We start from the raw sequence: 16,826 nt of genomic DNA on the forward strand, positions 1-16,826 counted from the left end.
GGGTCGTCGGGATCAGCCCGTCGCCATGAGGATCACCAGGAGCAGCAGTCCGGCCAGCGCGGGGCCGACGATCTCGTACGCCCAGCGCACCCGCACCTCGCCGACCGCGCCGGGCGTGCCGGCGCGGCGCTCGCCGAGCTCGCGCAGCTCGGCGACGGCCTGGTCGCCGGCCGCCGCCCGCGAGCCGCCGTCGTGCGCGCCCGCGGCGACCGGGGTACGGCCGCGCGGACCGTCCTGGGAGGCGCGGGCGGCGACGCGGGCCGTCTTCTTGCGCTGGCGCAGCGAGACGGGGATGGCCCACAGCTGGTACTTGGTGCCGTCCTGGGTGAGCACCTCGCTGGAGTACCCGGCGCGGACGTCGGCGACCTTCGACCAGGGCAGCGTGATCGACCGGAAGGGGTTGCGGACCCGGAGCCGGTCGTCGTTGGCGTACACGGCGGGCCGGATGGTGAAGGCGACGATCAGCGGGACGGCGAGGACGAGGCCCGCGAGCGCGAGCCACGGCGACCGGCCCTCGCCGCGCACCAGCACGTCACCGGCGAACAGGAGCGCGAGGACCAGCAAGAACACTCCTCCGGCGATCCCCAGCGGCGACCGGTAGACACGGTCGGCGAAGGGCTTCGGCCGCCCGTCGTCGGCGGACGGCTTCGCGGGGCCCGTGGACGGCTGCTCGGGGGTCGACTCGCGGCTCGGCTCGTGGCTGGGCTCGGGGGTCGGCTCGGGGGTCGTCATGCCGCCGATTGTGCCTCAGCGGGCCGACGGAGGCTCAGGCGGCCGCCCGCGTGGCCACGAGATCCGCGTACAGAATGATGTTGTCGGGGCGGTGGCCGTCGACCAGCTCGCCGCCGCAGGTGATGACGCGCAGTTCGGGGCGCTCGGTGTCGCCGTACACCTTGGCCGTCGGGAAGGTGTCCTTGTCGACCTGCTCCAGCTCCCGGACGCGGAAGACGGCGAGGGTGCCGTCGGCGCGGGTCACGGTGATCTCGTCGCCGACCCGGACGCGGGAGACGTTCTTCAGGACGGCGGGGCCGCGCTCGGTGTCGAAGTGCCCGATGAGGACGGCGGGCCCTGTCTCGCCGGGCGTGACGCCCTTGTCGTACCAGCCGATCCGGTCGGCGTCGGCGACGGAGGGCACCTCGACGGTGCCGTCGGCGGCGAGCCCCAGTCGGAGGACGGGCCCGGCGGTCTCGGTGTCGACGCCGGCGGCGGGCAGCCGCACCCTGACGGGCAGTGACCGTGCGAGCGGCCGGACGGGCGCGGCGCTCGTGGCCGGGGTGGGCGCGGCGGTGGCCTCGGAGATCCGCGCGGGCGGGGTGACGGGCGCGGGCTCGGCGCCGGCGGAGCAGCCGGAGAGCGCGGCGAGGGCGATCAGGGCGGCCAGGGAGAGGGCGGGGGCGGTACGGGCGCGGGTACGGCGGCGGTTCACGGCGGGGCTCCGGACGGACGGGTGTGGCCGGTCGCCGCGCGGGACGCGGCGACCGGCCTGGGGTGGGGTGAGGTGCGCTCCCGCTCGGGTCAAGGGGCGGGGAGTCGGCCCGGCCTCGGGGGCCGGGCCGGATGGTGTCGGCGACGGGCGGCGGACGACCGGCGACCGCCGTCAGGCGACCGCCGTCAGGCGACCGGCGTCAGGCGACCGCCGTTTCCGCCGGCCGGCCAGGTCAGACGCGGCCCGCGGCCCGACGGCGCAGGACGACGAAGCCGAGGCCCGCGGCGGCGAGCGAGGCGGCGCCGGCGCCGGCCGCGATCAGCGCGGTGCTGTCGTCACCGGCGCCGGTCTCGGCGCCGGCCGCGACTCCGCCCTTCGGGACGACGGAGGTCTGTCCGGCGTTGTTCGGGGTGGTGCCGGTGTTGCCGGCGGGGGCCGGAGTGGTGGCCGACGGCTCCGGGGTGGTCGCCGCGGGGTTCTTCTCGCAGCCCTTGGGGAGCTTCGGGAAGGCGGTCCAGCGGTACGGCGTGTCGCCGCCCTGGGTGCGCTGCCCGAGCTGCGGGGTGGTGGTGCCCGCGTCCTTGATCGTGAGGCCCATGCCCCGGTCGGCCGGGTTCGCGCGGTCGACCGTGACGATGGCCTTGCCCTTCTCGTCCTTGAGGACGGCCTTCGGGCCCTTCTCCAGGTCGTTGGTGAGCGTCACGGTGAGCAGCGCGAAGACGGAGGGGATGTCCTGCCGGACGGTGCACTCGCCGATGGTGACGACGGGGCCGGTGGTGGGCGCGGGGGCGGGCGCGGGGGTCTCGGCCGGGACGAGCCGCGGGGCGGCCTGCCGCGTGCTGCCGTTGATGTAGGCGGCGAGACCGCCGTCGGGCTCCACGACGAGGACGGCCTTGCCGTACTGAACGACCTTGCGGGTGCCGTTCAGGGTGGTGAGGACGCGGGGCTCGGCGCCCTTCTCCGCGGTCTGGAGGGTCCAGCGGCCGAGCTTCACCACGAGCTCCACGCGGGTGCCGTTCGCGAGTTCGTACACACCGGGGCGGGCGCCCGGGAGGTAGTTGCCCCGCCAGGTGGAGGTGAGACCGGTCTCGAAGAGGACGAGGAAGGTGCCGTCGTCGTTGCCGGCGACCGGGTGGCCGTCGGCCTCCAGGGTCCCGACGCGCTGGCCCTGCTTGGTGATCTCGGCGCGGTAGTGGGTGTCGCCGAGCCGGATGATCTTGGCGATGGCGCCGTTCGGCAGGACCTGGTTCCTGACGAAGGTGCCCTCCTGCTCGCCCTTCGCGTCTGTGGACTCGCCGGCCTCGCCCTTCGCGTCCGCGGGCTTGGCGTCGGCCGGCTTCGCCTCGGTCGTGGTGACGGCCACCGGGCCGTCGGCCGCGAAGGCGGCTCCGGCGGCGAAGGCCGGGGCGGTGATCGCGACACCCGCGACGAGGGCGGTGGCGATGGCGGTGCGAAGGGCGGTGCGCATAACGACTCCTGGATTCAGGTCGATGGTCGAGGTGAGTCGCATGCCGCTTTTTCTCGGTCCGACTTGGTTCCGGTGAGGTCTGGCTGGCTGCAAGAAGAAATCTATTGATCGTCTATTCGGGACTTGTCCACTCCATGTCACGGCCGCGTGACAGGGGTCACCCCGCTCGGCGGCCTGTGACCTCGGGCTCGCGCGACCCGCTCCCCTGTACAGGTCGCTACGCGCGTAGATATGCTCGACTGGTGACCATGCCCACCACTGCACCCGCAGCTCTCGCATTCGCCGACGTGACCGCGTCCGACAGTGCGCTGCGCCGCTTCCTCCACGGGCTGCCCGGCGTCGACGCCGTCGGCCTGGAGGCGCGCGCCGCGTCCCTCGGCACCCGCTCGATCAAGACCACGTCCAAGGCGTACGCCATCGACCTGGCCATCTCCATGATCGACCTGACGACGCTCGAAGGCGCGGACACCCCGGGCAAGGTCCGGGCGCTCGCCGCCAAGGCCGTCCGGCCCGACCCGACCGACCGCACGACCCCGACGACCGCCGCCGTCTGCGTCTATCCCGACATGGTCGCCACCGCCAAGGCCACCCTCGCGGGCTCCGGCGTCAAGGTCGCCTCGGTCGCCACCGCCTTCCCGGCCGGCCGCGCCGCGCTCCCCGTGAAGCTCGCCGACACCGCGGACGCCATCGCCGCCGGTGCCGACGAGATCGACATGGTCATCGACCGTGGCGCCTTCCTCTCCGGCCGCTACCTGGAGGTCTTCGAACAGATCGCCGCGATCAAGGCGGAGTGCGGCGACCGCGCCCGCCTCAAGGTGATCTTCGAGACCGGCGAGCTGTCCACGTACGACAACATCCGCCGCGCCTCCTGGCTCGGCATGATGGCCGGCGCGGACTTCATCAAGACCTCGACCGGCAAGGTCGCGGTCAACGCCACCCCGGCGAACACGCTCCTCATGCTGGAGGCCGTGCGCGACTTCCGCGCCCAGACCGGCGTGCAGATCGGCGTGAAGCCGGCCGGCGGCATCCGCAACACCAAGGAAGCGATCAAGTTCCTGGTCCTCGTCAACGAGACCGTGGGCGAGGACTGGCTGGACAACCACTGGTTCCGCTTCGGCGCCTCCAGCCTGCTCAACGACCTGCTGATGCAGCGCCAGAAGCTGGCTACCGGCCGTTACTCCGGCCCCGATTACGTGACGGTGGACTGATCAACATGGCATCTGCATTCGAGTACGCACCGGCGCCCGAGTCCCGGGCCGTCGTCGACATCGCCCCCTCCTACGGCCTGTTCATCGACGGCGAGTTCGTCGAGGCGGCCGACGGCAAGGTCTTCAAGACCGTCTCCCCCGCCACCGAGGAGGTCCTGTCCGAGGTCGCCCAGGCGGGCGCCGAGGACGTGGACCGCGCGGTGAAGGCGGCCCGCAGGGCGTTCGAGAAGTGGTCGGCGCTTCCCGGCTCCGAGCGCGCCAAGTACCTCTTCCGCATCGCCCGGATCATCCAGGAGCGCAGCCGCGAGCTGGCGGTCCTGGAGACCCTGGACAACGGCAAGCCGATCAAGGAGACCCGCGACGCGGACCTCCCGCTGGTCGCCGCCCACTTCTTCTACTACGCGGGCTGGGCCGACAAGCTCGACCACGCGGGCTACGGCGCGAACCCGCGCCCGCTCGGCGTGGCCGGCCAGGTCATCCCGTGGAACTTCCCGCTGCTCATGCTGGCGTGGAAGATCGCCCCGGCCCTCGCGACCGGCAACACGGTCGTCCTGAAGCCGGCCGAGACGACCCCGCTCTCCGCCCTGTTCTTCGCGGACATCTGCCGCCAGGCCGGGCTGCCGAAGGGCGTCGTCAACATCCTCCCCGGCTACGGGGACACCGGCGCCGCGCTCGTCGAGCACCCGGACGTGAACAAGGTCGCCTTCACCGGCTCGACCGCGGTCGGCAAGTCGATCGCGCGCTCCGTCGCCGGCACGCACAAGAAGGTCACCCTTGAGCTGGGCGGCAAGGGCGCCAACATCGTCTTCGACGACGCCCCCATCGACCAGGCCGTCGAGGGCATCGTCAACGGCATCTTCTTCAACCAGGGCCAGGTCTGCTGCGCGGGCTCGCGCCTCCTGGTCCAGGAGTCGATCCAGGACGAGCTGCTCGACTCGCTCAAGCGCCGTCTGAACACGCTGCGCCTCGGCGACCCGCTCGACAAGAACACCGACATCGGCGCCATCAACTCCTCGGAGCAGCTGGCCCGCATCACCTCGCTGGTGGAGCAGGGCGAGGCGGAGGGCGCCGAGCGCTGGACCGCCTCCTGCGAGATCCCGTCGGCCGGTTACTGGTTCGCCCCGACGCTCTTCACGAACGTCACGCAGGCGCACACGGTGGCCCGCGACGAGATCTTCGGCCCCGTCCTGTCGGTGCTGACCTTCCGTACGCCCGACGAGGCCGTCGCCAAGGCCAACAACAGTCAGTACGGCCTGTCCGCCGGCATCTGGACGGAGAAGGGCTCCCGCATCCTCGCGGTCGCCGGCAAGCTCCGCGCGGGTGTCGTCTGGGCCAACACGTTCAACAAGTTCGACCCGACCTCGCCCTTCGGCGGCTACAAGGAGTCGGGCTTCGGCCGCGAGGGCGGTCGCCACGGCCTGGAGGCGTACCTCGATGTCTGACCGTCTTTCCGTCTTCAAGACCTACAAGCTGTACGTGGGCGGGAAGTTCCCGCGTTCCGAGAGCGGCCGGGTGTACGAAGTGCAGGACAGCAAGGGCAAGTGGCTGGCCAACGCTCCCCTCTCCTCCCGCAAGGACGCCCGTGACGCGGTCGTCGCCGCGCGCAAGGCCTTCGGCGGCTGGGCGGGCGCGACCGCGTACAACCGCGGCCAGATCCTCTACCGCGTCGCCGAGATGCTGGAGGGCCGCAAGGGCCAGTTCGTGCACGAGGTGGCGCACGCGGAGGGCCTGTCCAAGAACAAGGCGGCCGAGGTCGTCGACGCGGCCATCGACCGCTGGGTCTGGTACGCGGGCTGGACGGACAAGATCGCCCAGGTCGTGGGCGGCGCGAACCCCGTCGCGGGCCCGTACTTCAACCTGTCGACGCCGGAGCCCACGGGCGTCGTGACGGTCGTGGCCCCGCAGGACTCGTCCTTCCTCGGCCTGGTCTCGGTGATCGCCCCGGTGATCGCGACGGGCAACACGGCCGTCGTCATCGCCTCGGAGAAGTCCCCGCTCCCCGCCCTCTCCCTGGGCGAGGTGCTCGCCACCTCCGACCTGCCGGGCGGCGTGGTGAACATCCTCTCGGGCAAGGCCGCCGAGATGGCCCCGCACCTGGCGGCCCACCAGGACGTCAACGCGATCGACCTGACGGGCGCGACCGAGGGCGACCTCGCCCGCGAGCTGGAGATCGCGGCGGCGGACAACCTGAAGCGCGTCCTGCGCCCCCGTACCGAGGACTTCACGGAGTCCCCCGGCACGGACCGCATGACCGCCTTCCTGGAGACGAAGACGGTCTGGCACCCGACGGGTTCGCTGGGCGCGAGCGGCTCCTCGTACTAGCTCCGCCCCACAAGGCCCCCGGAACGCGCGATCCGCACCCGGGGGCCTTGCGCATGTCCGCGATCGAACGGAGGATCCGGTCATGCTGAGGGGATTGATCAAGGGAGACAACGCCTTCGTCCCGACGGCCGCGCTGCGCGTCGCCGTCCGGAGCGGGGTGGATGTCGCGGCGCTGCTCGTGACGGAGCGGGGCAGGGTCCGGGGGGACGCGGACATCGTGTTCGACGGCGCTCCGGCGCATCCGTCGGGCGCGGTACGGCTGACCGGCGGCGAGGACGGCACATGCCGGGTGGACGCCGACCTCACGGCCGTCGAGGAGGCGATCACCCGTGTCCTCCTCGTCGCGTCGACGGAGGACGGCGCGCTGCGGGACGCGCGCGGGCTCTCCGTGGAGGTCCACGGCCCCGACGGCTCGACGATCGTGGCCTACGAGGTGACCGACGCGGGCCCCGAGACGGCGATGGTCCTCGCGGAGCTGTACCGCCGCTCGGGCGGCTGGAAGTTCCGCGCGGTGGGACAGGGGTACGTCGACGGGCTGACCGGCCTGGCGGTGGACCACGGGGTGGACGTGGGCGAGGAGCCGCAGGAGGCCACGGACCGGATCCCGACCCCTGCCCCGGCCGAGGCCCCGCCCGCCGCCCCGGGTGAGGCCCCGGACCAGGCCCAGGCCCCGGGTAAGGCCCCGCCCGCCGCCCCGGGTGAGGCCCCGGACCAGGCCCAGGCCCCGGGTGAGGCCCCGGCTCAAGGCCTGCGCCTCACCCGGGACCAGCTCCTGGACATGACCCCGGACCAGATCCGGGCCCTGGCCCAGGCCCGGAGGCAGGCCGGAGCCGCGGCCCCGGACCAGGCGCCCCGGACGCCGTCCTCCCCGCCCGACCCGTCGGTCTGGACGTGCGGGCCCGACTTCGAGCCGCGCACCGTCACCGGCCGGGACAACGACGTGATCACCATGAAGGATCTCCCGCACGGGCCCGTCATGATCGAACTGACCGTGCGGGACGAGGGTTACTACACGGGGCTGTGGCCCCTCGACGAGTCCAACACCAAGGGGCGCTATCTCGTCAGCACCACGGAGAAGGAGTTCCGGGGCCGGGTGATCGGCTCCGTCCCCGAAAACGGGCGTCTGCGGCTGCGGCTGGAGACACAGGGCTCCTGGCAGGTGCGGATCCTGCCGCTGGCGGAGGCCCGGCGTATGACGGAGGCCAAGCTGGAGGGCTGGGGCTCCGACGTCCTGCTCCACACCCGGGGGACGGCCGACGCCACCTTCCACTTCAAGGGCAGCAGCAATTTCATCGTCCACCTCTACAGACTGGCGGGGCACACGGACCCCACCACGCTTCCGAAACACGGAAGAGCCGCCGTCAACGAGATCGGCGCACACAAGGAGACCTTGCCACTGCCCGAGGGCCCGCTCCTCGTCTGTCTGGTCGCGGCGGAAGGCCCCTGGAACGCGCGCCTGAAGGACGTGCAGCCCCACAGCGGCGGCCGGGACGCGGGCAGCCCGGCGAAGCTGCCCGAGCCCCGCAGGGCACTGGGCTGGCTGCACCGAACGAGGCGCTGAACGGAGAAGCCCTACGGAAGCAGGCTCTGCGTCAGCGGACCGGCCACCGGCAGGTCGGCCACGGCGCCGCCCTGGGTGAGGTGGTCGGTCACCAGGTTGGTGCCGACGGGCTTGAAGTCGGCGACCTGGGTACCGAGGCCGTTCTCCAGAGGGTCGACGCCCGTCTTGGCCAGCGGGTCCAGCTGGAGCCGGGTCAGCGGGCCCAGGCCGTGGGTGACGCCGCTCAGCGCGCCCGCCCCGGCCGCGGCGGCGTCCGTACGGGTCAGCGAGTCGACGGGCAGCGGCACGGGTGCGGCCGCCTGGGCGCCCGCACCGGCGCCGAGCACCGCCGCCCCCGCCGCCGTGACGGTGAGGCCTGCCTTGAACAGGGCGCTGCGGCGGGGGGTCCGGGTATCTGCGTGACGCGCCATGAGGATCCTTCCGAGGGTGATCGGGCGAACACCGACAGTAGTTGAGGTGTGATGCTCGATACCAACGGCCTTCCTCGGGGGTCCACCGCACGGGGGAATGGTTCACACTGGTGTCCCGTGAGTTCCCTACCGATCCCGACCCGTGTCGTCCTGCTCGCGGGCCCCTCCGGCTCCGGCAAGTCGTCCCTCGCCGCCGTCACCGGCCTTCCGGTCCTGCGCCTCGACGACTTCTACAAGGAGGGCGACGACCCGACCCTCCCCCTCGTCGACGGCAGCTCGGACATCGACTGGGACTCCCCACGGTCCTGGGACGCGGATGCCGCCGTCTCCGCCATCGTCGAGCTGTGCCGTACGGGTCGGACCGACGTCCCCGTGTACGACATCGCCACCAGCTCCCGGGTGGACCGGGAGCGGCTCGACATCGAGCGGACGCCGCTCTTCGTCGCGGAGGGCATCTTCGCGGCCGAGATCGTGTCCCGCTGCCGTGAACTCGACGTCCTCGCCGACGCGCTCTGTCTGCGGGGCCGGCCCTCGACGACGTTCCGCCGCCGGCTCGCCCGCGACCTCCGCGAGGGCCGCAAGTCGGTGCCGTTCCTGCTGCGCCGCGGCTGGCGCCTGATGCGCGCCGAGCGGGCGATCGTGGCCCGCCAGGCCGAACTGGGCGCCCACCCCTGCGCGAAGGCCGAGGCCCTGGGCCGGCTGGCCGCCGCGGCGGCGGGCCGCCACCGCACGCCGGCGACGAACTGACGGACCGCCGGACGGGCGGACTGGCGACCGGCCGACCCGCTGACCGGCTGACCGGCTGACCGGCTGACCGGTGAAAACGCGAAGCGGGTCGTACGAGCCCCCCGGCTCCTACGACCCGCCTCATTTCCCCCGTACCCCCGTACGGTCCCCCACCGGCCCCGTTTCCCCCGTGGGCCCGTGAGTTCTCCCCCCGGCCTCAGGCCACCAGCTCGCCGAAGGACTCCTCCTCGTCACGGCCGAAGCTCAGCACCTCGTCCTCGCGCATGCGTCGCAGCGAGCGCCAGATGCTCGACTTCACCGTGCCGACACTGATGTCCAGGATCTCCGCGATCTCCGGATCCGTACGGCCCTCGTAGTAGCGCAGCACCAGCATGGTCCGCTGGAGCTCGGGCAGCCGGGCCAGGGCCTGCCACAGCACCGCGCGCAGCTCCGTGCCGCGCATCGCGTCCGTCTCGCCGACCGTCTCCGGCAGCTCCTCGGTCGGGTACTCGTTGAGCTTGCGCCGACGCCAGGCGCTGATGTGCAGGTTGGTCATGGTGCGGCGGAGGTATCCGCCGACCGCGGCCTTGTCGCTGATCCGCTCCCAGGCGCGGTACGTGGAGAACAGCGCGCTCTGCAGCAGGTCCTCGGCCTCGAAACGGTCACCGGTGAGGTGGTAGGCGGTGGCGTACAGGGAGGCACGACGCTCCTGGACGTAAGCCGTGAACTCGGCTTCCGAGCAGTTGCGCTCCCCCGTGACCTCCCCGTACGCCGCTCCCCCGTCAGCAACGGCCACCATGTAAGGCGCCTTGCGCTGACGTCCGACGCCGCGAACGCACCCCCGCCCGTTCACACCGCCGGACTTCTCCGTGCTCCGTACGACGTCGTGGAGACGCGTGACAACTGCGCTTGAGGTGGTGCTGTGCAGTGCGTTCATCTCGCGCCCCCCGTCGGTCGGAGTGAGTTTCGGTCCGTGTGCCAAGAAGCTTGCCCACCGGACTTCATGGCGTTGTCCGCCGACTGTCACAGGCGTGTCACAGGCCCCCCGGACAGAAGCGAGCCTCCCAGCGGTCGAACTCGGACGGCCGAATGCGACAGAATGCTGCCCGTGCCTTTTCTGCTGCTGATCGAGGACGACGACGCCATCCGCACGGCCCTCGAGCTCTCCCTGTCCCGACAGGGCCACCGGGTGGCCACTGCGGCGACCGGTGAGGACGGCCTCCAGCTGCTGCGCGAGCAGCGGCCCGACCTGGTCGTGCTCGACGTCATGCTGCCCGGGATCGACGGCTTCGAGGTGTGCCGGCGCATCCGCCGCACCGACCAGCTGCCGATCATCCTGCTGACCGCGCGCAGCGACGACATCGACGTGGTCGTGGGCCTGGAGTCCGGTGCCGACGACTATGTCGTCAAGCCGGTACAGGGCCGGGTCCTGGACGCCCGCATCCGAGCCGTGCTGCGGCGCGGCGAGCGGGAGTCGACGGATTCCGCGACCTACGGGTCCCTCGTCATCGACCGGTCCGCGATGACGGTCACCAAGAACGGCGAGGACCTCCAACTCACCCCGACCGAGCTGCGGCTGCTCCTGGAGCTGAGCCGCCGGCCCGGCCAGGCGCTCTCCCGGCAGCAGTTGCTGCGGCTCGTGTGGGAGCACGACTACCTGGGCGACTCGCGGCTCGTCGACGCCTGTGTGCAGCGGCTGCGCGCCAAGGTGGAGGACGTGCCGTCCTCGCCGACGCTCATCCGTACCGTGCGCGGGGTCGGTTACCGGCTGGACGTTCCTGCGTGAGCAAGGGGATCCTCACCCGGCTGCGCCTGTCCAGCCTGCGGCTTCGGCTCGTCGTCGTCTTCGCCCTGGTCGCGCTCACCGCGGCCGTCGCCGCGTCCGGCATCGCGTACTGGCTGAACCGCGAGGCGGTGCTGACCCGTACCCAGGACGGGGCGCTCAACGACTTCCGCCAGGAGATGCAGAACCGGGCGGCGACGCTGCCGCTCCGGCCCACCCAGGACGACCTGCGGCGGACCGCCGAGCAGATGGCGTCCGGCAGCCGCGACTACGAGGTGCTGCTGATCGGCGAGCGGGACGCGGGCAAGCCGATCGTCGGCGCCTCCGACCCCGACGACTTCACCCTGGCCGACGTGCCGGTGCCGCTGCGCGACGCCGCGAACACCGAGCGGCCGGTGACGGAGGCCAACCCGTACCCGTACCACCTGTTCTGGCAGCGTACGGAGCGGAACGGGACGCCGTACCTGGTCGGCGGGACCCGGATCGACGGCGGCGGCCCGGCTGGCTACATGTTCAAGTCGCTGGCCGCGGAGAAGGCCGACCTGAACTCGCTCGCCTGGTCCCTCGGAATCGCCACCGCGCTCGCGGTGGTCGGCTCGGTGCTGCTCGCGCAGGTCGCGGCGACGACCGTGCTGCGCCCCGTGCACCGGCTGGGCGAGGCGGCCAGGCAGCTCGGCGAGGGCAAGCTCGACACCCGGCTGCGGGTCACCGGCGCCGACGAACTCGCCGATCTGTCCCGGACGTTCAACAGCGCGGCCGAGTCCCTGCAGAAGAAGGTCGCGGACATGAGCGCCCGGGAGGAGTCCTCCCGGCGGTTCGTGGCCGACATGTCGCACGAGCTGCGGACCCCGCTGACCGCGCTCACGGCCGTCACGGAGGTCCTGGAGGACGAGCAGGACTCCCTCGACCCCATGATCGCCCCGGCGGTGGCGCTCGTCGTCAGCGAGACCCGGCGCCTCAACGACCTGGTGGAGAACCTGATGGAGGTGACCCGCTTCGACGCGGGCACCGCCCGGCTCGTCCTCGACGAGGTCGACATCGCCGACCAGATCACCGCGTGCATCGACGCGCGGGCCTGGCTCGACGCCGTCGACCTGGACGCCGAGCGCGGGATCGTGGCACCGCTCGACCCCCGCAGGCTCGACGTGATCCTGGCGAACCTGATCGGCAACGCGCTGAAGCACGGCGGTTCGCCGGTCCGGGTCTCGGTGCGCACGGAGGACGACGAGCTGGTCATCGCGGTACGGGACCACGGACCCGGCATCCCCGAGGAGGTGCTGCCGCACGTCTTCGACCGTTTCTACAAGGCGAGCGCGTCCCGGCCGCGGTCCGAGGGCAGCGGTCTCGGCCTGTCGATCGCCATGGAGAACGCGCTGATCCACGGCGGTTCGATCACCGCGTCCAACTCGGTCGGCGAGGACGGGGCGGTGGACGGCGCGGTGTTCGTCCTGCGCCTGCCCCTCGACGCCTCCGGGATCACGCGCGAGGTGCAGACCCGCAGCAGCCAGGGCGAGGTGGAGGAAGCGTGAGGCGCAGCGTCTTCGGGCGTACCGGTGTCGCGGGGGCTCTCGCGGCGACCGCGCTCACCCTCCTGGTCTCCGGCTGCGGGATCCGCACCACGTCGGTCCCGGTGGACGCGGGCGCGGCCCCCTCCCGGGTGCCGTGCAGCCTGACGGAGGACGGCGCCACGGGCGCGGCGGTGCAGGGCGTGCCGGTCCGGGTGTTCCTGGTCTGCGGCTCACAGCTGGAGGCGGTGGACCGGCGGTCTCCGCTGCCGGAGAAGGCGGGCGGCGATCCGGTGCGGACGGCCACGGGGCTGCTCGCGCAGCTGCTCGCCGTGCCCTCGGAGAGCGAGCGGCGGGCCGGGTTCACGACGGCGGTGCGCGGACCGCTCGCGGTGAGCGGCGGTCGCGGGGACGACCCGGCGGGCACGCTGCGGCTGAGCCGCCAGCCGGAGGACCTGGCGCCGACGGCCCTGTCGCAGCTGATCTGCACGTTCGCCGAGAGCTCCGCGAGCGCGGGCGGCCACACGGTCCTGCTCGGCGGCCCCGGCGCGTACCCGCCGAAGCGCTACCGGTGCACGACGGAACTGCGCGAGCGCCCGGAGTCGGCGCCGCCCACGGCCCCGGCGACAGCTTCGGCATCGGCATCGGCATCGGCGACGCCCGGACCGCCTGCCGCGACGGGCTGATCACGTGGGCCGGTCGGGCGGCCTGAGCGGGTGACCGGGCGGGCGGCCTGAGCGGTCGGGGCCACCGGTCCCGCTGATCTGCGCGGCGGTCGGCGGAACCGATTCCGCTACCGCGGGCGTCTTGGGGGGCGTGCAGCGTCAAGGTTCGGGCGGCAGTGCCGCCGTGGTCGTCCGCGTGGCGGGGTTCGTCCTCGTCCTCGCGCATCTGCTGCTCGTCGCCTGGATCAGCCTGCGCCCACGGGACGTGGCCTGGGTGACCGCGCCGAACACCGTCCCCCTGAACGGCCTCCGTGCCGATCTCGCGCTCGGCACCGCCGAGGCGGTCCGGCTGATCGGCGAGGGCCTGCTGTTGCTCGCCCCGCTCGGGGTGCTGCTGCCGATGGCCGAAGGCCGGCTGCACGTCTCCCCCTGGGCCTCGCTCGCCCGTACGACGGCCGCCGGGGCGCTGGTGTCCCTTGCCGTGGAGCTGCTCCAGACGGCCGTACCGGGTCAGGTGGTGGACGTCGACTCGATCCTCCTGAACACCGCGGGGGTGGCCCTCGCACACCTTCTGTTCGTCCCGGCCGGGCGGGCCTGGCTGCGCCGCAGGTCGGACGCGGGCCGGTCGGAGTCCCCCACGGGGACCAGCCGGGGTGAGGGTTCCGCCCTGCTGCGGAACGAGGGACCTCAGGGTGCGACCCCGACGATTACCAGGGTCCCGATCGCCCGGTAGGCCGACGCCCGCGAGCCCCGTGCGGCGGCAGTATGGAGTCATCGGGAGCCCGACGGAGCGGCTCCCGGACCGAATCCGAAGGAGCCCACCATGGCCGCACTGACCCGCCCCCGTGACGGACGCGTGATCGGCGGAGTGTGCGCGGCGCTGGCCCGGCGCTTCGGCATCTCCGCGACGACGATGCGCGTGATCTTCGTGGCCTCGTGCCTGCTGCCCGGACCACAGTTCCTGATCTACCTGGCGCTGTGGGTGTTCCTGCCGGCGGAGAAGAGCGCGAGCGCTGCCTGGTAGCCGCCGCACCGTGCACGTACGCCGAAGGGGCGCGTACCCGGGAGACCGGGTGCGCGCCCCTTCGGCGTGTACGGCGTCGATCAGCCGATCGGCAGGCCGCCCAGCGGCAGGCCGCCCAGGAGACCGCCGAGCGGGGTGGCGCCGAGGCCGCCGGCGGCGGCGTCGAGCGGGAGGTTCTGGGTGGCCTGGCCGGCGGCGGCCGGGAGGGTCTTCACACCCTGGTCGAGGCCCTGGCCGAGGGCGCCCTGACCGGCACCGAGGGACTCGGAGGCGCCGTCGGGGAGCTCGGTGAGGCCGTCACCCAGCGGGACGGCCTGGGTCACCGTGCCCAGCGCGTCGGCGCCGACGGGCAGGGACGGTGCGGCGGAGGCCGTGCCGGCGGCGGCGGCGGCGAAAGCGGCACCGAGAGCGGCGACACCGAGCTTCTTGGCGGCAGACTGCTTCATCTGAAAATCTTCCTTGTGGAATCCGGGGGCTTCCGGGAAAGCCGGGCGGGGAAATCCTGGGAATGCAGAGTGGCTCTGCAACCTAACCAGGTAACGACCCCTCCGCAAACACCGGAAAGCGGCCGGGTGTCGCGCTTCCCCGGCCGCCTCGGCCCCTGCGACGGGCTGGTCCTCAGCCCGCCGTACGGGAAGACTCGCTGGTCGTGGCGGTCTGCTGGAACAGCCATTCGGACTTCAGCTCGGCATATCCGGGCTTGATGACTTCGTTGATCATGGCCAGGCGTTCATCGAAAGGAATGAACGCTGATTTCATCGCATTGACAGTGAACCACTGCATGTCGTCGAGCGTGTAATCGAATGCATCGATCAACAGCTCGAATTCCCGGCTCATGGTCGTCCCGCTCATGAGCCGGTTGTCGGTGTTGACCGTGGCCCGGAAATGCAGCCTGCGGAGCAGACCGATGGGGTGCTCGGCGATGGAGGCGGCGGCGCCCGTCTGGAGGTTCGAGGAGGGACACATCTCCAGCGGGATGCGCTTGTCGCGCACGTAGGAGGCCAGCCGGCCGAGGGCCACCGAGCCGTCGTCGGCGACCTCGATGTCGTCGATGATCCGGACGCCGTGACCGAGCCGGTCGGCGCCGCACCACTGGAGCGCCTGCCAGATCGAGGGCAGCCCGAAGGCCTCGCCCGCGTGGATCGTGAAGTGGTTGTTCTCCCGCTTGAGGTACTCGAAGGCGTCGAGGTGGCGGGTGGGCGGGTAACCCGCCTCGGCGCCCGCGATGTCGAAGCCGACGACGCCCGTGTCGCGGTAGCGGTTGGCCAGCTCGGCGATCTCCAGGGCGCGGGCGGCGTGCCGCATCGCGGTGAGCAGGGCGCCGACCCTGATGCGGTGTCCGTTCGCCCTGGCCTGCCGCTCGCCCTCCCGGAAGCCCTCGTTGACGGCCTCCACGACCTCCTCCAGGGTGAGGCCGCCCTCCAGGTGCTGTTCGGGCGCGTACCGCACCTCCGCGTACACGACGCCGTCCTCGGCGAGGTCGACCGCGCACTCGGCGGCGACGCGGAAGAGGGCCTCACGGGTCTGCATGACGGCACAGGTGTGCGCGAAGGTCTCCAGGTACCGCTCCAGGGAACCGGAGTCGGCGGCCTCGCGGAACCAGATGCCGAGCTTGTCGGGATCCGTCTCGGGGAGCTGCCCGTAGCCCTGTTTCCGGGCGAGTTCGATGATCGTGCCGGGGCGCAGTCCGCCGTCGAGGTGGTCGTGGAGCAGCACCTTCGGGGCGCGCCGGATCTGGTCCGCGCTGGGAACGCTGGGAGTCTGGCTCGTCATTTCGGCACTCTAGCCCCTACGCGCGTAGATGGCGCTCTTGACGTCGCGCCCGCTCCCGAATGTCCTCGCGTGCGAACCGCGTCAACAGCAACGCGGGGTACAGGGAGGCGCGTTCGGACCTTCGCGTATACGACTTTTTGGGCTGTTGAGACGACACGGCCTTCTCCGGTTGTGTCCGGCCTCGCCGGCTCGCGGTTACGTGGGGCACTCACGGCGGGAGCCGTATCCCGCCGAAACCAAGGAAGGACGTGGCATGCGATACATCCGTGGACTGCTCGTCGCAGTCTCGGCAGGTGCCCTGACGATCGGCATGGTCAGTGCTTCGCAGGCCCTCGGCGGCGGTGCTCCGACCGTGGCCTCCGTGCGCGGTGGAGACGACCACGGCAAGGGCGGCGACCATGTCGTCAACGACCACTCGAAGCACAACCTCAACCACAGCTGCAAGGGCACGTTCGGCTACTGCACGCAGAAGGTGAACTTCGCCCCGAAGCTCCTGGGCGACGTCGCACTCATCGGTACGTCCGGTCTCATCGGCCTGACCGGCCAGACCGGTACGACCGGGACGACCGGGACGACCGGGACGACCGGAACCACCGGGACGACCGGAACCACCGGCACGACCACCCCGCCCCGGCCCGCCGAGTGGTGCTCACCCGGCTACTGGCGGCAGCCGCAGCACCTGGACTCGTGGGTGGCCACCGGGTACAGCCCCAACGACAACTTCGAGGCCGCGGTCGGCCGTCCGGCCACTCGCTCCAACCTGGGAGTCAGCCAGGGCGCCCCGGCGGACCCGACCCTGTTCCAGGTCGTCGCCAACCCCCAGTGGTACGGCGGTGACGACACCAACGCGGTCGCCGACCTGCTGAGCGACGCCCACCCCGACATCAACTACCAGGGTGTGCGCGTCAACAACTGTCCCCTGAACTGATCGAAGCGGCGGCGGCCCGGGGGACGG

At 72.1% G+C, this 16,826-nt stretch carries 18 protein-coding genes; 11 read left to right on the forward strand and 7 right to left on the reverse strand.

Annotated elements, in window-relative coordinates; translation table 11 throughout:
* Positions 1 to 12: 12 nt before the first annotated feature.
* The 3 genes from IO20_RS0112490 to IO20_RS40275 form a co-directional block, all read right to left on the reverse strand.
* A complete protein-coding gene (locus IO20_RS0112490) occupies positions 13 to 732 on the reverse strand; it encodes a PH domain-containing protein (RefSeq protein WP_030548934.1) in 720 nt (239 codons plus the stop codon).
* A gap of 34 nt (positions 733 to 766) precedes the next feature.
* Positions 767 to 1,426: a class F sortase gene (locus tag IO20_RS0112495; protein ID WP_030548936.1), complete on the reverse strand. Its 660-nt coding sequence runs from the start codon at positions 1,424 to 1,426 to the stop codon at positions 767 to 769.
* Between the two features lie 232 nt (positions 1,427 to 1,658).
* Complete coding sequence (locus tag IO20_RS40275) at positions 1,659 to 2,894, reverse strand: hypothetical protein (protein ID WP_051874380.1); 1,236 nt, start codon at positions 2,892 to 2,894, stop codon at positions 1,659 to 1,661.
* Positions 2,895 to 3,142: 248 nt separating this feature from the next.
* On the opposite strand from IO20_RS40275, the gene deoC reads away from it, so the two are divergent.
* The 4 genes from deoC to IO20_RS0112520 all read left to right on the forward strand — a co-directional run bounded on the left by deoC (position 3,143) and on the right by IO20_RS0112520 (position 7,985).
* Positions 3,143 to 4,102 (forward strand): deoxyribose-phosphate aldolase, encoded by a 960-nt coding sequence (deoC, locus tag IO20_RS0112505; RefSeq protein WP_030548940.1) that lies wholly within the window; start codon positions 3,143 to 3,145, stop codon positions 4,100 to 4,102.
* A gap of 5 nt (positions 4,103 to 4,107) precedes the next feature.
* Complete coding sequence (locus IO20_RS0112510) at positions 4,108 to 5,544, forward strand: aldehyde dehydrogenase family protein (RefSeq protein WP_030548943.1); 1,437 nt, start codon at positions 4,108 to 4,110, stop codon at positions 5,542 to 5,544.
* Positions 5,537 to 6,424, forward strand: a complete 888-nt coding sequence (locus IO20_RS0112515; RefSeq protein ID WP_030548944.1) for an aldehyde dehydrogenase family protein — start codon at positions 5,537 to 5,539, stop codon at positions 6,422 to 6,424. Before IO20_RS0112510 ends, IO20_RS0112515 begins: the two co-directional genes overlap by 8 nt.
* Before the next feature lie 82 nt (positions 6,425 to 6,506).
* The gene (locus IO20_RS0112520) at positions 6,507 to 7,985 is read left to right on the forward strand and encodes a TerD family protein (RefSeq protein WP_037635295.1); all 1,479 of its coding nucleotides are present in this window, start codon (positions 6,507 to 6,509) and stop codon (positions 7,983 to 7,985) included.
* Between the two features lie 11 nt (positions 7,986 to 7,996).
* On the opposite strand, the gene IO20_RS0112525 is transcribed toward IO20_RS0112520, so the two are convergent.
* On the reverse strand, positions 7,997 to 8,395 hold the full coding sequence (locus tag IO20_RS0112525) for a hypothetical protein (protein ID WP_030548947.1): 399 nt from the start codon (positions 8,393 to 8,395) through the stop codon (positions 7,997 to 7,999).
* A 51-nt stretch (positions 8,396 to 8,446) separates the two neighbouring features.
* Between IO20_RS0112525 and IO20_RS0112530 the strand changes: the two genes are divergently transcribed.
* A complete protein-coding gene (locus IO20_RS0112530; RefSeq protein ID WP_078945936.1) occupies positions 8,447 to 9,142 on the forward strand; it encodes a uridine kinase family protein in 696 nt (231 codons plus the stop codon).
* 196 nt (positions 9,143 to 9,338) lie between these two features.
* Here the strand turns inward: IO20_RS0112530 and IO20_RS0112535 are convergent, their stop codons facing one another.
* Positions 9,339 to 10,058, reverse strand: coding sequence for a SigE family RNA polymerase sigma factor (locus IO20_RS0112535; RefSeq protein ID WP_030548951.1), 720 nt, complete (start codon positions 10,056 to 10,058; stop codon positions 9,339 to 9,341).
* Between the two features lie 171 nt (positions 10,059 to 10,229).
* Here IO20_RS0112535 and afsQ1 point away from each other — a divergent pair, with 171 nt between their 5' ends.
* From afsQ1 to IO20_RS0112565, 5 genes are all read left to right on the forward strand, one after another.
* Entirely contained in the window at positions 10,230 to 10,907 is a 678-nt protein-coding gene (afsQ1, locus tag IO20_RS0112540; protein ID WP_017239746.1) for a two-component system response regulator AfsQ1, read from the forward strand.
* A complete protein-coding gene (locus IO20_RS0112545; protein WP_030548956.1) occupies positions 10,904 to 12,433 on the forward strand; it encodes a sensor histidine kinase in 1,530 nt (509 codons plus the stop codon). Before afsQ1 ends, IO20_RS0112545 begins: the two co-directional genes overlap by 4 nt.
* Positions 12,430 to 13,095, forward strand: a complete 666-nt coding sequence (locus IO20_RS0112550; protein ID WP_051874381.1) for a hypothetical protein — start codon at positions 12,430 to 12,432, stop codon at positions 13,093 to 13,095. Before IO20_RS0112545 ends, IO20_RS0112550 begins: the two co-directional genes overlap by 4 nt.
* Before the next feature lie 130 nt (positions 13,096 to 13,225).
* Positions 13,226 to 13,807: a VanZ family protein gene (locus tag IO20_RS0112560; protein ID WP_030548958.1), complete on the forward strand. Its 582-nt coding sequence runs from the start codon at positions 13,226 to 13,228 to the stop codon at positions 13,805 to 13,807.
* A 90-nt stretch (positions 13,808 to 13,897) separates the two neighbouring features.
* The gene (locus IO20_RS0112565; RefSeq protein ID WP_030548960.1) at positions 13,898 to 14,098 is read left to right on the forward strand and encodes a PspC domain-containing protein; all 201 of its coding nucleotides are present in this window, start codon (positions 13,898 to 13,900) and stop codon (positions 14,096 to 14,098) included.
* An 80-nt stretch (positions 14,099 to 14,178) separates the two neighbouring features.
* On the opposite strand, the gene IO20_RS0112570 is transcribed toward IO20_RS0112565, so the two are convergent.
* Together IO20_RS0112570 and IO20_RS0112575 are read right to left on the reverse strand one after the other, a co-directional pair.
* Positions 14,179 to 14,544: a hypothetical protein gene (locus IO20_RS0112570; protein ID WP_030548962.1), complete on the reverse strand. Its 366-nt coding sequence runs from the start codon at positions 14,542 to 14,544 to the stop codon at positions 14,179 to 14,181.
* A gap of 172 nt (positions 14,545 to 14,716) precedes the next feature.
* Positions 14,717 to 15,871, reverse strand: coding sequence for an adenosine deaminase (locus IO20_RS0112575; RefSeq protein WP_030548964.1), 1,155 nt, complete (start codon positions 15,869 to 15,871; stop codon positions 14,717 to 14,719).
* Between the two features lie 253 nt (positions 15,872 to 16,124).
* On the opposite strand from IO20_RS0112575, the gene IO20_RS37575 reads away from it, so the two are divergent.
* On the forward strand, positions 16,125 to 16,799 hold the full coding sequence (locus tag IO20_RS37575) for a hypothetical protein (RefSeq protein ID WP_030548966.1): 675 nt from the start codon (positions 16,125 to 16,127) through the stop codon (positions 16,797 to 16,799).
* Positions 16,800 to 16,826: the final 27 nt, after the last annotated feature.

Origin of the sequence: Streptomyces exfoliatus, from assembly GCF_000725545.1 — a bacterium.
GTDB lineage: Bacteria > Actinomycetota > Actinomycetes > Streptomycetales > Streptomycetaceae > Streptomyces > Streptomyces exfoliatus.